At 74.5% G+C, this 13,572-nt stretch carries 12 protein-coding genes; all 12 read left to right on the forward strand.

Features of this window, described 5'->3' with window-relative positions:
* Positions 1-81: 81 nt before the first annotated feature.
* The 12 genes from argC to tyrS all read left to right on the forward strand — a co-directional run bounded on the left by argC (position 82) and on the right by tyrS (position 12,971).
* A complete protein-coding gene (argC, locus tag ATM99_RS08690) occupies positions 82-1,146 on the forward strand; it encodes an N-acetyl-gamma-glutamyl-phosphate reductase (RefSeq protein WP_223304912.1) in 1,065 nt (354 codons plus the stop codon).
* A complete protein-coding gene (argJ, locus tag ATM99_RS08695) occupies positions 1,143-2,369 on the forward strand; it encodes a bifunctional glutamate N-acetyltransferase/amino-acid acetyltransferase ArgJ (protein ID WP_062102513.1) in 1,227 nt (408 codons plus the stop codon). The genes argC and argJ overlap by 4 nt, the downstream gene beginning before the upstream one ends.
* Positions 2,366-3,373 (forward strand): acetylglutamate kinase, encoded by a 1,008-nt coding sequence (gene argB / locus ATM99_RS08700; RefSeq protein ID WP_062102514.1) that lies wholly within the window; start codon positions 2,366-2,368, stop codon positions 3,371-3,373. Before argJ ends, argB begins: the two co-directional genes overlap by 4 nt.
* Entirely contained in the window at positions 3,370-4,683 is a 1,314-nt protein-coding gene (locus ATM99_RS08705) for an acetylornithine transaminase (protein ID WP_062102515.1), read from the forward strand. Before argB ends, ATM99_RS08705 begins: the two co-directional genes overlap by 4 nt.
* On the forward strand, positions 4,680-5,612 hold the full coding sequence (argF, locus tag ATM99_RS08710) for an ornithine carbamoyltransferase (RefSeq protein ID WP_062102516.1): 933 nt from the start codon (positions 4,680-4,682) through the stop codon (positions 5,610-5,612). The genes ATM99_RS08705 and argF overlap by 4 nt, the downstream gene beginning before the upstream one ends.
* Positions 5,609-6,115 (forward strand): arginine repressor, encoded by a 507-nt coding sequence (locus ATM99_RS08715; RefSeq protein ID WP_062102517.1) that lies wholly within the window; start codon positions 5,609-5,611, stop codon positions 6,113-6,115. The genes argF and ATM99_RS08715 overlap by 4 nt, the downstream gene beginning before the upstream one ends.
* Before the next feature lie 73 nt (positions 6,116-6,188).
* Complete coding sequence (locus ATM99_RS08720; RefSeq protein ID WP_046528222.1) at positions 6,189-7,427, forward strand: argininosuccinate synthase; 1,239 nt, start codon at positions 6,189-6,191, stop codon at positions 7,425-7,427.
* The gene (argH, locus tag ATM99_RS08725; RefSeq protein WP_062102518.1) at positions 7,424-8,842 is read left to right on the forward strand and encodes an argininosuccinate lyase; all 1,419 of its coding nucleotides are present in this window, start codon (positions 7,424-7,426) and stop codon (positions 8,840-8,842) included. The genes ATM99_RS08720 and argH overlap by 4 nt, the downstream gene beginning before the upstream one ends.
* 95 nt (positions 8,843-8,937) lie before the next feature.
* Positions 8,938-10,179: a methyl-accepting chemotaxis protein gene (locus ATM99_RS08730; protein WP_223304915.1), complete on the forward strand. Its 1,242-nt coding sequence runs from the start codon at positions 8,938-8,940 to the stop codon at positions 10,177-10,179.
* 93 nt (positions 10,180-10,272) lie between these two features.
* The gene (locus ATM99_RS08735; RefSeq protein ID WP_223304917.1) at positions 10,273-10,878 is read left to right on the forward strand and encodes a uridine kinase; all 606 of its coding nucleotides are present in this window, start codon (positions 10,273-10,275) and stop codon (positions 10,876-10,878) included.
* A gap of 89 nt (positions 10,879-10,967) precedes the next feature.
* Positions 10,968-11,600: a DNA-3-methyladenine glycosylase gene (locus ATM99_RS08740; protein WP_150118213.1), complete on the forward strand. Its 633-nt coding sequence runs from the start codon at positions 10,968-10,970 to the stop codon at positions 11,598-11,600.
* 75 nt (positions 11,601-11,675) lie between these two features.
* Positions 11,676-12,971 carry a tyrosine--tRNA ligase gene (gene tyrS, locus ATM99_RS08745; RefSeq protein WP_062102521.1) on the forward strand — a complete coding sequence of 432 codons (1,296 nt, stop codon included), beginning with the start codon at positions 11,676-11,678 and terminating at the stop codon, positions 12,969-12,971.
* The last annotated feature ends 601 nt before the right edge of the window (positions 12,972-13,572 follow it).

A 13,572-nucleotide genomic window follows, 5' to 3' on the forward strand; every position in this document is an offset into this window, starting at 1 on the left:
CTGGCGCAACCACCGCGACGGGGCGCTGTGTTCCCCGCGCGTCGTTGGTATTTGTGTGCAGTCGACTGTATGTTCATGCACATGACGTTCACCGTGGCGGTCGCCGGCGCCAGCGGGTACGCGGGCGGGGAGATCCTGCGCCTGCTGCTCGACCACCCCGAGGCGCGCATCGGCACGCTCACCGCGCACAGCAGCGCGGGCACGCCGCTGGGCGCGCACCACCCGCACCTGCGCGACCTCGCCGACCGCGTGCTGCAGCCCACCACCGCGCAGGCGCTCGCGGGCCACGACGTCGTCGTGCTCGCGCTGCCGCACGGCGCGAGCGGCCAGGTCGCCGCCGAGCTCGAGGCGCTCGGCGAGGACCCGGTCGTGCTCGACCTCGGCGCCGACCACCGCCTGCAGGACGCGGCCGACTGGGAGGCGTACTACGGCAGCCCGCACGCGGGCACCTGGACGTACGGGCTGCCCGAGCTGGTGACGGCCGCCACCGGCGGCCGCCAGCGCGCGGCGCTCGCGGGTGCGCGCCGCATCGCCGTGCCCGGCTGCAACGTCACGGCCGTCACGCTCGGCCTGCAGCCGGGGATCGCGGCGGGCCTGCTCGACCCGACCGACCTCGTCGCGGTGCTCGCCAACGGGTACTCGGGTGCCGGCAAGGCCCTCAAGCCGCACCTGCTCGCGTCCGAGGCGTTCGGGTCGGCCGTGCCCTACGCGGTCGGCGGCACGCACCGGCACGTCCCTGAGATCGCGCAGAACCTGCGCAGCGCGGGCGCGGCCGACGTACGCACGTCGTTCACGCCGGTGCTGGTGCCGATGTCGCGCGGCATCCTCGCGACGGCGACGGCCCGGCTCGCGCCCGGCGTCGACGTCGACGAGGCCGCCCTGCGCACGGCGTGGCGCGACGCCTACGCCGACGAGCCGTTCGTGCACGTGCTGCCCGACGGCCAGTGGCCCACGACGGCGGCCGTCGCGGGGTCCAACGCCGCGCTCGTGCAGGTCGCGCTCGACGTCCGCGCCGGCCGCGTCGTCACCGTGACGGCCATCGACAACCTCGTCAAGGGCACCGCCGGCGGTGCCGTGCAGTCCCTCAACCTCGCGCTCGGGCTCCCCGAGACGCTCGGCCTGCCCCGGAACGGAGTCGCCCCGTGACCGACCACCTCGGACCCGCCCTCGAGGGCACGTCGCCCGGCACGTCGCCGGGCGTGACCGCGCCCGCGGGATTCCGCGCGTCCGGCGTCACCGCCGGGCTCAAGGCGTCCGGGCGCCCCGACCTCGCGATCGTCGTCAACGACGGGCCGCGGCAGGCCGGCGCCGCGGTGTTCACGACCAACCGCGTCGTGGGCGCGCCGGTCGTGTGGTCGCGCCAGGTCGTCGCGGACGGCGTCGTCTCGGCGGTCGTCCTCAACTCCGGCGGCGCGAACGTCAGCACGGGGCCCGAGGGCTTCCTCGACGCGCACCTCACGGCCGAGCGCGTCGCGACGGCCCTGGGCGTCTCGTCCGGCGACGTCGTGGTGTGCTCGACCGGTCTCATCGGCGAGCGGCTCCCGCGCGAGACGCTGCTGGCGGGCGTCGACCTCGCGGCCGCCGCGCTCACGCCCGACGCGGGGCTCGACGCCGCGACCGCGATCATGACGACCGACACCGTGCCCAAGACCGCGCACGTCACGGTCGAGACGCCCGACGGCACGTTCACGGTGGGCGGCATGGCCAAGGGCGCGGGCATGCTCGCGCCGGCGATGGCCACGATGCTGTGCGTCGTCACGACCGACGCCGACGTCGCGGCGCCCGTGCTCGACGCCGCGCTGCGCGCCGCGACCGCGGAGACGTTCGACCGCGTCGACTCCGACGGCTGCATGTCGACCTCCGACACCGTGACGCTGCTCGCGTCCGGCGCGTCGGGCGTCACGCCCGCCGCCGACGTCCTCACCGACGCCGTGCGGCGCGTGTGCGCGTCGCTCGCGCGCCAGCTCGTCGCCGACGCCGAGGGTGCGTCGCACGACATCGCGGTGCACGTCGTCGGGGCCACGACGCCGGACGCCGCGGTCGCCGTCGCGCGGGCCGTGACGCGCTCGAACCTCTTCAAGGCCGCGATGTTCGGCAACGACCCCAACTGGGGCCGTGTGCTCGCGCAGGCGGGCACGGTGCCCGAGGAGGTCGCACCGTTCGACCCCGAGGCGATCGACGTCGCGATCAACGGCGTGCTGGTCTGCAAGGCCGCGCGGCCGCACGCCGACCGCGGCGAGGTCGACCTCGAGTCGGCCCGCGAGGTGCACGTGACCGTCGACCTGCACGCGGGCGACGAGGCCGCGACCGTCTGGACCAACGACCTCACGCACGACTACGTCCACGAGAACAGCGCGTACTCCACATGACGACACCGCCCCCGCCCGTGCCCGACGACTTCGTCTTCGACACCCGCACCGACCTGCGCGCCGACCAGAAGGCGGAGGTGCTCGTCGAGGCCCTGCCCTGGCTGCAGCAGTTCTCCGGCGCGCTCGTCGTCGTCAAGTACGGCGGCAACGCGATGATCGACGACGACCTCAAGCGCGCATTCGCGCAGGACATGGTGTTCCTGCGGCAGGTCGGTCTGCGGCCCGTCGTCGTGCACGGCGGCGGACCGCAGATCAACGCGATGCTCGACCGCCTCGACATCCGCAGCGAGTTCCGCGGCGGGCTGCGCGTCACGACGCCCGAGGCGATGGACGTCGTGCGCATGGTCCTCACGGGCCAGGTGTCGCGCGAGCTCGTCGGCCTGCTCAACGCGCACGCGCCGCACGCCGTCGGGCTGTCGGGCGAGGACGCCGGGCTGTTCCAGGCACGCCGCCGCACCGCGGTGGTCGACGGCGTCGAGGTCGACGTCGGGCTCGTCGGCGACGTCGTGCAGGTCAACCCCGGCGCCGTGCTCGACCTGCTCGACGCGGGCCGCATCCCGGTCGTCTCGACCGTCGCGCCCGACGTCGACGACCCCACGCAGGTGCTCAACGTCAACGCCGACACCGCGGCGGCCGCGCTCGCGGTCGCGCTCGGCGCGCGCAAGCTCATCGTGCTCACCGACGTCGAGGGCCTGTACACCGACTGGCCCGACCGGTCCTCGCTCGTGCGGCGCATCCGCGCGTCGGCCCTCGCCGAGCTGCTGCCGCGGCTCGACGCGGGCATGCGCCCCAAGATGGAGGCGTGCTGGCGCGCCGTCGAGGGCGGCGTGCCGCGCGCGCACGTGATCGACGGCCGCGCGCCGCACTCGATCCTCGTCGAGGTGTTCACGTCCGACGGCGTCGGGACGATGGTGCTGCCCGACGCCGACCCCGACGGCCACCCGTCGACCGTGCCCGTGCGCGCCGTGCGCCTGGCGACGCAGGACCAGGAGGACGACCGGTGACGACCACGCCCGAGGGCACCCCCACGACCGCGCGGCACCGCGCGCCCGGCGCCGAGGACGCGCTGCCGGTCCCGGCCGCCGCGGGCTCCGTGGCCGAGTGGACCGAGCGCTACGCGCACGCCGTCATGGACACGTTCGGCCCGCCGCAGCGCGTGCTCGTGCGCGGCGAGGGCGTCTACGTGTGGGACGCGGACGGCACGCGCTACCTCGACCTGCTCGGCGGCATCGCCGTGAACTCGCTCGGCCACGCGCACCCGACGCTCACGGCGGCGGTCAGCGCGCAGCTCGGCACGCTCGGCCACGTGTCGAACTTCTTCGCGAGCCCCGCGCAGATCGCGCTCGCCGAGCGTCTCGTCGCGCTCGCCGACGCGCCCGAGGGGTCGCGCGTGTTCCTCGCGAACTCCGGGACCGAGGCCAACGAGGCCGCGCTCAAGCTCACGCGCCGGCACTCGGGCGGCACTCGGCCGCGCGTGCTCGCGCTCGAGGGGGCGTTCCACGGCCGGTCGCTCGGCGCGCTGTCGCTCACGCACAAGGCCGCGTACCGCGAGCCGTTCGAGCCGCTGCCCGGCGGTGTCGAGTTCCTGCCGTTCGGCGACACCGACGCGCTGCGGGCCGCGTTCGCCGAGGGCGGCGACCAGGTGGCCGCGCTGTTCGTCGAGCCGATCCAGGGCGAGGCGGGCGTGCGCTCGCTGCCGCCCGGCTACCTCGCGCTCGCGCGCGAGCTGACGACGGCGCACGGCGCGCTGCTGGTGCTCGACGAGGTGCAGACCGGCATGGGCCGCACGGGCCGCTGGTTCGCGCACCAGCACCCGCACCTCGGCGGGGGCGTCCGCCCCGACGTCGTCACGGTCGCCAAGGGCCTCGGCGGCGGGTTCCCCGTGGGCGGGCTCATCGCGTACGGGCCCGACGTGGCCGCGCTGCTCGGCCGCGGCCAGCACGGCACGACGTTCGGCGGCAACCCCGTCGCGTCCGCCGCGGCGCTCGCGACCGTCGGCGTCGTCGAGCGCGACGGCCTGCTCGCGCACGTCACCGCGCTGGGGGAGCGGCTGCGCGAGCGGCTGCGCTCGACCGGCAACCCGCTCGTGCGCGAGGTGCGCGGCGAGGGGCTGCTGATCGCCGTCGAGCTCGCGGCCCCCGTCGCGGCCCGTGTCGCCGCCGACGCGCTCGCCGCCGGGATCATCGTCAACCCCTGCACGCCCACGACGCTGCGCCTCGCGCCGCCGTACGTCCTCACCGACGAGCAGGCGCAGCCGTTCGTCGACCTCGTGGCCGCGCTGCCGGCCGACCTCGCCGCGGAGGAGACCCCGTGACCCGCCACTTCCTGCGCGACGACGACCTGTCGCCGCGCGAGCAGGCCGCCGTCATCGAGCTCGCGCTCGCGTTCCGCGACGACCGCTTCATCCGCACGCCGCTCGCGGGGCCGCGCGCGGTCGCGGCGGTCTTCGACAAGCCGACGCTGCGCACGCAGGTCAGCTTCCTCACGGGCATCGCCGAGCTCGGCGGCTTCCCGCTGCCGGTCGACGGGGGGCTGGCGCGCATCGGCGAGCGCGAGTCGATCGCCGACACCGCGCGCGTGCTCGGGCGTCAGGTGGCCGCGATCGTGTGGCGCACGCACGCGCAGACCCGCATCGAGGAGATGGCCGCGCTCGCGGGCGTCCCGGTGGTCAACGCGCTCACCGACGAGTTCCACCCGTGCCAGGTGCTCGCGGACCTCACGACGGTCGCGCAGCACCGGGGCGGCGTCGCGTCGCTGCCGGGCACGAGGCTCGCGTACGTCGGCGACGGCGCGAACAACATGGCGCACTCGTACCTGCTGGGTGGCGCGACCGCGGGCATGCACGTGCGGGTCGGGGCGCCGGCGGACGCGTCGCCGGACTCCGCGGTGGTCGCCGACGCCGAGCGCGTCGCGGCGGGCACGGGCGGCTCGGTGACGGTCGTGCACGACCTGGCCGCCGCCGTCGCGGGTGCGGACGTCGTGGCGACGGACACGTGGACGTCGATGGGTCAGGACGCGCGGGACGCGGCCGACGAGGCGCGGTTCGTGCCGTTCCGGCTCGACGCCGCGGCGCTCGCGCTCGCGGCGCCCGACGCGCTCGTGCTGCACTGCCTGCCCGCGTACCGCGGCAAGGAGATCACGGCCGACGTGCTCGACGGGCCCCAGTCGGTCGTGTGGGACGAGGCCGAGAACCGGCTGCACGCGCAGAAGGCGCTCCTGACGTTCCTGCTGGAGCAGTCGTGAGCACGCCGACGGTCGCGGCGACGAAGGCCGCGCGGCACGCGCTCATCGTGTCGCTGCTGCAGCGCGGCACGGTGCACTCGCAGGGTGAGCTCGCGGGGCTGCTCGCGGACGAGGGCGTCAACGTCACGCAGGCGACGCTGAGCCGCGACCTGGTCGAGCTGCGCGCCGTGAAGATCCGCACCGCGACGGGTGCGCTCGCGTACGCGGTACCGGCCGAGGGCGGCGACCGCACGCCGACCATGGCCGACACCGAGCAGCTCGCGGCGCGGCTGGTCCGCCTGAGCGCCGAGCTGCTGGTGACGGCCGAGGCGTCGGGCAACCTCGTGGTGCTGCGCACCCCGCCGGGCGGCGCGCAGCTGCTGGCCTCGGCGATCGACCACTCGGTGCTCCCGTCGGTGCTCGGGACGATCGCGGGGGACGACACGGTGCTCGTCATCTCGCGCGACCCGGCCGGGGGCGACGCGCTCGCGGCGCGGTTCCTCGCGCTCGCCGCCGAGGGCTGACCTCAGTTATGAATAGGTCCGCATGTGGATGTATGTTCATGCATGCAGACCTCGATGAAGGAGAGAACCTGACATGACCGAACGCGTCGTCCTCGCGTACTCCGGCGGCCTCGACACCTCGGTGGGCATCGGCTGGATCGCCGAGGCCACCGGTGCCGAGGTGATCGCCGTCGCGGTCGACGTCGGCCAGGGCGGCGAGGACCTCGAGGTCATCCGCCGACGCGCGCTCGACTGCGGCGCGGTCGAGGCGTACGTCGCCGACGCGCGCGACGAGTTCGCCACCGAGTACTGCATGCCGGCGCTCAAGGCGAACGGCCTGTACCTCGACCGGTACCCGCTGGTCTCGGCGCTCTCGCGCCCCGTCATCGTCAAGCACCTCGTGCGCGCCGCGCGCCAGTTCGGCGCGACCACCGTCGCGCACGGCTGCACCGGCAAGGGCAACGACCAGGTCCGCTTCGAGGTCGGCATCACCTCGCTCGCGCCCGACCTCAAGTGCCTCGCGCCCGTCCGCGACCTCGCGCTCACGCGCGACAAGGCCATCGAGTACGCCGAGAAGCACCAGCTGCCGATCGCGACCACCAAGCACAACCCGTTCTCGATCGACCAGAACGTGTGGGGCCGCGCGGTGGAGACCGGGTTCCTCGAGGACATCTGGAACGGCCCCACCAAGGACGTCTACACCTACACCGACGACCCGACGTTCCCGCCGGTCGCCGACGAGGTCGTCATCACGTTCGAGCAGGGCGTGCCCGTCGCGCTCGACGGCGTGCCGGTGACCCCGCTGCAGGCGATCCAGGAGATGAACCGCCGCGCGGGCGCGCAGGGCGTCGGCCGCATCGACATCGTCGAGGACCGTCTGGTCGGCATCAAGTCGCGCGAGGTCTACGAGGCCCCCGGCGCGATCGCGCTCATCGCGGCGCACCAGGAGCTCGAGAACGTCACCGTCGAGCGCGAGCAGGCCCGCTTCAAGCGCGGCGTCGAGCAGCGCTGGACCGAGCTCGTCTACGACGGCCAGTGGTTCTCGCCCCTGAAGAAGTCGCTCGACGTGTTCGTCGAGGACACGCAGCGCTACGTGTCCGGCGAGGTGCGCCTCGTGCTGCACGGCGGCCGGGCGACCGTCTCGGGCCGCCGCTCCGACTCGAGCCTGTACGACTTCAACCTCGCGACGTACGACACGGGCGACACGTTCGACCAGTCCGCCGCGAAGGGCTTCATCGAGATCTACGGCCTGAGCTCCAAGCTCGCCGCGGCGCGCGACGTCAAGTTCGGCAACGCGCCCGACCTCGGTTCGCAGGGGGGCATCGACGCGTGACCGCCCAGCCCGGCCCGCTCGCGCTGTGGGGCGGACGCTTCGCGTCCGGCCCCGCGGCGGCCCTCGCCGACCTCTCGCGCTCGACGCACTTCGACTGGCGCCTCGCGGACGACGACATCACCGGATCGGTCGCGCACGCGCACGTGCTGCACGCCGCCGGTCTGCTGTCGGACGCCGAGGTCGCCGGCATGGTCGACGCGCTCGAACGCCTCCGGGCGGACGTCGCGTCGGGTGCGTTCGCGCCCACGCCGGACGACGAGGACGTGCACACCGCGCTCGAGCGCGGGCTCATCGAGCGGGCCGGGACGGACCTCGGCGGCAAGCTGCGCGCCGGGCGCTCCCGCAACGACCAGATCGCGACGCTCGTGCGCATGTACCTGCGGCGTCAGTCGCGCGTGCTGTCGGGCCTCGTGCTCGACGTCGTGGACGCGCTCGTCGCGCAGGCCGAGGTCGCGGGCGACGCGCCCATGCCGGGCCGCACGCATCTGCAGCACGCGCAGCCCGTGCTGCTCGCGCACCACCTGCTCGCGCACGCGTGGCCGCTGCTGCGCGACGTCGAGCGGTGGGCCGACTGGGACGCGCGCGCGGCACGCTCGCCGTACGGCTCGGGCGCGCTGGCGGGCTCCTCGCTCGGGCTCGACCCGGCGAAGGTCGCGGCCGAGCTCGGCTTCGACGGCCCGGTGGAGAACTCGATCGACGGCACGGCCTCGCGCGACGTCGTCGCCGAGTTCGCGTTCGTCGCGGCCATGACGGCCGTGGACCTGTCGCGCCTCGCCGAGGAGGTCGTGCTCTGGGCGACCAAGGAGTTCGGCTTCGTGCGCCTGCACGACGCGTACTCCACGGGGTCGAGCATCATGCCGCAGAAGAAGAACCCCGACGTCGCCGAGCTCGCGCGCGGCAAGGCGGGGCGCCTGGTGGGCGACCTCACGGGCCTGCTCACGACGCTCAAGGGCCTCCCGCTCGCGTACAACCGCGACCTGCAGGAGGACAAGGAGCCGGTGTTCGACCAGGTCGACCAGCTCACGGTCCTGCTGCCGGCGTTCGCCGGCATGGTCGCGACGCTCACGTTCGACACCGAGCGCATGGTGGCTCTCGCGCCGCAGGGCTTCTCGCTCGCGACCGACGTCGCCGAGTGGCTCGTCCGCGAGGGCGTGCCGTTCCGCGTCGCGCACGAGGTCGCGGGCGCGTGCGTGCGGGTCTGCGAGGAGCGCGGCATCGAGCTGTGGGACCTGTCGGACGACGACCTCGCCGCGATCAGCCCGCACCTGACGCCCGGCGTGCGCGCCGTGCTGTCGGTCGAGGGGTCGCTCGCGTCGCGCGACGCCGTCGGCGGCACCGCGCCCGTGCGGGTCGCCGAACAGCTCGGCCGTGCGCGCGACGCCGCGGCCCGGCTGCGTGCGGCGCGCACCGTCTGACGGTCCCCGGGGCCGGTCCCCTCAGGAACCACCGGGGTCGGCCGATGGCGGCGGGGAGCGGCGCACGGCAGCGCCCCCGCAGCGAGAAGGTGACCATGGCAGCCTCCGGCCACGCCCCGTCGACCCCGGTCGAGCCCTACCTGTCCGACCTCAACGGCGTGCAGCGCTGGTTCGCGAACGTCGGGGTGCGGGGCAAGGTCGCGATGCTCGCGACCGTCATGGTCGTGCTGCTCACCGTCACGGCCGTCATCGCGATCACGGGGCTGCGGTCCATGACGGCCGCGGGTGCGGACGTCGAGGCGCTCGCGACCCGCACGACGCAGCTCGTGCTCGGCGTCGCGGTGCTGACCGGTGTCCTCGGGTTCGTGCTCGCACGCGTCGGCTCGCGCAGCATGGAGCGGGAGCTGCAGCGGCTGGTCGCCGTGGCGGGGTCGATCGAGCGTGGCGACCTCACGGCCCGTGCGCGCATGGACAACGGCGACCAGATCGGCGTCGCGGCCCGCTCGCTGGACGCGGGCCTCGAGGCGCTGCAGACGTCCCTCGCCGGCGTGACGCGTCAGGTCGGCGCGCTCAGCGACGACGCGCGCGCACTCGACGCGGGCAACGTCGAGCTGCGACGCGAGGCGGGGGTCGTCGACGGGGACGTCCGGTCCCTCGCCGCGTCGGCGGCGGACGTCGCGCACACCGTGCAGGCCGTCGCGGCGGGCGCCGAGCAGATGGGCGCCTCGATCCGCGAGATCGCGACGAGCACCGACGACGCCGTGCGTGTCGCACGCGACGCGCAGGACGCGGCGCACGAGGCGGCGGAGACCGTCGCGCGGCTCGGCGAGTCGTCGACGCAGATCGGGAACGTCGTCAAGCTCATCACCTCGATCGCCGAGCAGACGAACCTGCTGGCGCTGAACGCCACGATCGAGGCGGCGCGCGCCGGTGAGGCGGGCAAGGGCTTCGCGGTCGTGGCCGGCGAGGTCAAGGAGCTCGCGGGGGAGACCGCGCAGGCGACGGACGACATCGCGCGCCGCGTCGAGGCGATCCAGGCCGACACCACCGCGGCCGTCGAGGCGATCACGCGCATCACCGACGTGATCGGGCGCATCAGCGACCACCAGTCGACCATCGCGGCGGCGGTCGAGGAGCAGAGCGCGACGACGGCCGAGATGACGCGCGGCGTCACGCGCGCCGCCGAGGGCGTCGGCGAGATCGCGACGACGTCGTCGGCGGTCGCGGGCCGCATGAGCGCGACGACCGATCGCCTCGACGAGGCGGGCGGGCACGTGACGGCCATCGCGTCGGGGTTCGGGCAGGTCGGCGAGCTCGTCGGCACGTTCCGCGTCTGACGTGCGTGCCGCCGACCACCGGTGCGTCCCGCCGGTGGTCGCGGCACCGCCCGCGCGGACGGGCGTCGACGCGCCGTCGGGCATCATGGCCGCGTGGACGCGTCCCCGGCAGCCGTGAGCGGGCCGGTCGACGCCGCGGGCACGGTGGCGGGGCGGGTCCTGGCGGGTTCGGCGCGACTGGGCCCGGTCCGGCTGCTCGCGGTCGACGGACCGGCCGGCTCCGGCAAGACGACGTTCGCGGCACGCGTCGCCCAGGCGGTGCGCACGGCCGGTGCGCGTGCGACGGTGCTCGGGCTGGACGACCTGTACGACGGGTGGACCGGGCTGGACGGGACGCTGTGGCCGCGGCTGCGCGCGCAGGTGCTCGAGCCGCTGCGCCGCGGGCGCGCGGCGCGCTACCAGCGGTACGACTGGGCGGCCGGGCGACTCGCCGGCTGGGTGGACCTCGACGTCCCCGACGTCCTGGTCCTCGAGGGGTGCGGGTCGGCACGGCGTGCGGTCGACGCCCTCGCGACGCTCACCGTGTGGGTCGAGGCCGACGACGACGTGCGGCTCGCGCGCGGCCTCGCGCGCGACGGCGCGCACGAGCGGGCGCACTGGCTCGCGTGGATGGCGCTCGAGCGCGCGCACTTCGCACGTGAGGGCACGCGTGGACGCGCCGACGTGCGGCTCGACGCGTTTGGCATGATGACCACGTGAACGCGGCCGAGACCACGCCCGGTCCCGGCGACGAGGTCGTCGCCGGTGTCGGGAGCGTCCCCGCGCGCACCTGGTACGCACGTGACGTCATGGCGGTCGCGCACGACCTGCTCGGCGCGCTCCTCACCTCGCGCAGCCCCGAGGGCGACGTCACGGTCCGCGTCACCGAGGTCGAGGCGTACGGCGGCGACGACGACCCGGGATCGCACGCGTTCCGCGGCCGTACCGCGCGCAACGCGGCGATGTTCGCCGAGCCCGGCCGGCTCTACGTCTACCGCCATCTCGGGCTGCACCACTGCCTCAACGTGGTGGCCGAGCCCACGGGGCGCGCGGCCGCGGTGCTGCTGCGCGCGGGCGAGGTCGTCGAGGGGGCGGACCTGGCGTGGGAGCGGCGCGAGCGCGCCGGCGTCGTCGACAACCGGCGCCAGCTCGCGCGGGGCCCGGCCCGGCTGGCCGTGTGCCTCGGCCTCGACGTCGGTGCGAACGGCGCCGACCTGACCGAGCCCGGGGGAGCGGTCGTGCTGCGGCGCCGCGATCCGGCGGACGTGCTGCCCGCCGTCGCGACCGGCCCCCGCGTGGGCGTGTCCGGACCCGGTGGGGACGGGCGGCGCCACCCGTGGCGCCTGTGGCTGACGAACGAGCCGACGGTCTCGGCCTACCGCCCCGCGTATCGCTCGCCGACGTCGGCAGACGCCCCCGGTGGGGCGACGGCGTCGGCCTGACGCGGAGCACGCGTCGCACCAGACCCCTGACGAGGACCCGACACCGCGCGTCCGCGTCCGACCGAGGAGAACGACGTGACCGACATCCTGGACGAGCTCGAGTGGCGCGGGCTCATCGCCCAGACGACCGAGCGTGACGCGCTGGCCGCCGCGCTGGCGCAGGGCCCTGTGACCTTCTACACCGGCTTCGACCCGACGGCGCCGAGCCTGCACCACGGGCACCTCGTGCAGCTGGTCGTCATGCGTCACCTGCAGCTCGCCGGCCACCGGCCGCTCGCGCTCGTCGGCGGCGCCACCGGCCTGATCGGCGACCCCCGCATGTCGGGCGAGCGCGTGCTCAACACCCGCGAGACCGTCGCCGAGTGGGTCGACCGGCTGCGCGCGCAGATCGAGCGGTTCCTCGACTTCGGGGGCGAGAACCCGGCGCGCATGGTCAACAACCTCGAGTGGACCGCGCCGCTGTCCGCGATCGACTTCCTGCGTGACGTCGGCAAGCACTTCCGCCTGGGGACCATGCTCGCCAAGGACACGGTGGCGCGCCGGCTCGAGAGCGACGAGGGCATCTCGTTCACCGAGTTCAGCTACCAGATCCTGCAGGGCCTGGACTACCTCGAGCTGCACCGCCGCCACGGCTGCACGCTGCAGACCGGCGGCAACGACCAGTGGGGCAACCTGCTGTCGGGCGTCGAGCTGATCCGCAAGACCGACCGCTCGCCCGTGCACGCGCTGACGACGCCGCTCATCACGAAGGCGGACGGCACCAAGTTCGGCAAGTCGGAGGGCGGCGCCATCTGGCTGGCGCCCGACATGATGACGCCGTACGCCTTCTTCCAGTTCTGGGTGAACACCGACGACGCCGACGTCGTGCGGTACCTCAAGGTGTTCACCTTCCGCACGCGCCAGCAGATCGCCGAGCTCGAGGCCGCGGTGGCCGAGCGCCCGGCGGCCCGCGACGCGCAGCGCGCGCTCGCGTACGACGTGACGGCGCTCGTGCACGGGAGCGACGCGGCCGACGCGGTCGTCGCGGCCAGCCAGGCGCTGTTCGGACGGGGCGACCTGGCGGACCTCGACGCGGCGACGTTCGCCGCCGCCGTCGCCGAGCTGCCGACCGCGCCCGGCCGGCCCGGCGACCTCGTCGTCGACCTGCTCGCGGCGACGGGCGTCGTCACGAGCAAGGCCGCGGCGCGGCGCGCGGTCGCCGAGGGCGGGGCGTCGGTCAACAACGTGCGGGTGGCGGGGGACGACGCGACGTTGTCAGCCGACGACCTGCTGCACGGGCGGTGGGCGGTCCTGCGACGCGGCAAGCGGACGCTCGCGGTCGTGGACGCCGAGGCGGGGCCGTCGTCGGCCACGGCCCCCGTGGGGGACTGAGCGACGGGTCACGACCGCCGCGAGAACGGCCCCCGGCGAGCACAGGCTCGCCGGGGGCCGTCGTCGTCGGCGGGGGTCCCGGCGGAGGCGCTCGCGCGTCGCTCGCACGGCGTGACCACGGTCACCGTCACCGGGATTTGCCCTCCGCGCAACGCTCGCGTAATGTTCTTGGAGCCCGCCCAACAGGGAGGAACGGACACCGAGCACGACTCGGTGGCCAGTCCCGCGGAGCAGGGCATCCCCGCAAGGCCGGTCACGGCGCCCTGAGCGTCGTGATAGTGTCCTGCGGCGGCGATCGGAAAGCCACGGACCACCACGGTGGTCAAAGGCCGGAAGAAAGCCTGCTAGACTGGAGAAAGACACAAAGCCTCCTGCGAAAAGCCGAAAGGCCGACGAGGATGCGCGTCTGTTCCTTGAGAACTCAACAGTGTGCCAAGTAGTCGATGCCATGTTTGTGGTGTCGAGCCTGGTCTGACCCACCCCGTGGGTAGGATCAGGGATGATGCCAGTTGATGCCCTCTTTCGAGGGGGTTCTTTGTGGTGTCTGTTGCTTGCTGGTCTTCGGGCTGGTGGGTGGCTGATGAACATTCACGGAGAGTTT

The organism is Cellulomonas sp. B6, assembly GCF_001462455.1.
Lineage (GTDB): Bacteria > Actinomycetota > Actinomycetes > Actinomycetales > Cellulomonadaceae > Cellulomonas.

Bases quoted from the DNA above. Each gene is read 5' to 3' on its own strand.
- argC (WP_223304912.1), top strand. From the start codon at position 82: ATGACGTTCACCGTGGCGGTCGCCGGCGCCAGCGGGTACGCGGGCGGG.
- argB (WP_062102514.1), top strand. From the start codon at position 2,366: ATGACGACACCGCCCCCGCCCGTGCCCGACGACTTCGTCTTCGACACC.
- ATM99_RS08720 (WP_046528222.1), top strand. From the start codon at position 6,189: ATGACCGAACGCGTCGTCCTCGCGTACTCCGGCGGCCTCGACACCTCG.
- ATM99_RS08730 (WP_223304915.1), top strand. From the start codon at position 8,938: ATGGCAGCCTCCGGCCACGCCCCGTCGACCCCGGTCGAGCCCTACCTG.
- ATM99_RS08740 (WP_150118213.1), top strand. From the start codon at position 10,968: ATGGCGGTCGCGCACGACCTGCTCGGCGCGCTCCTCACCTCGCGCAGC.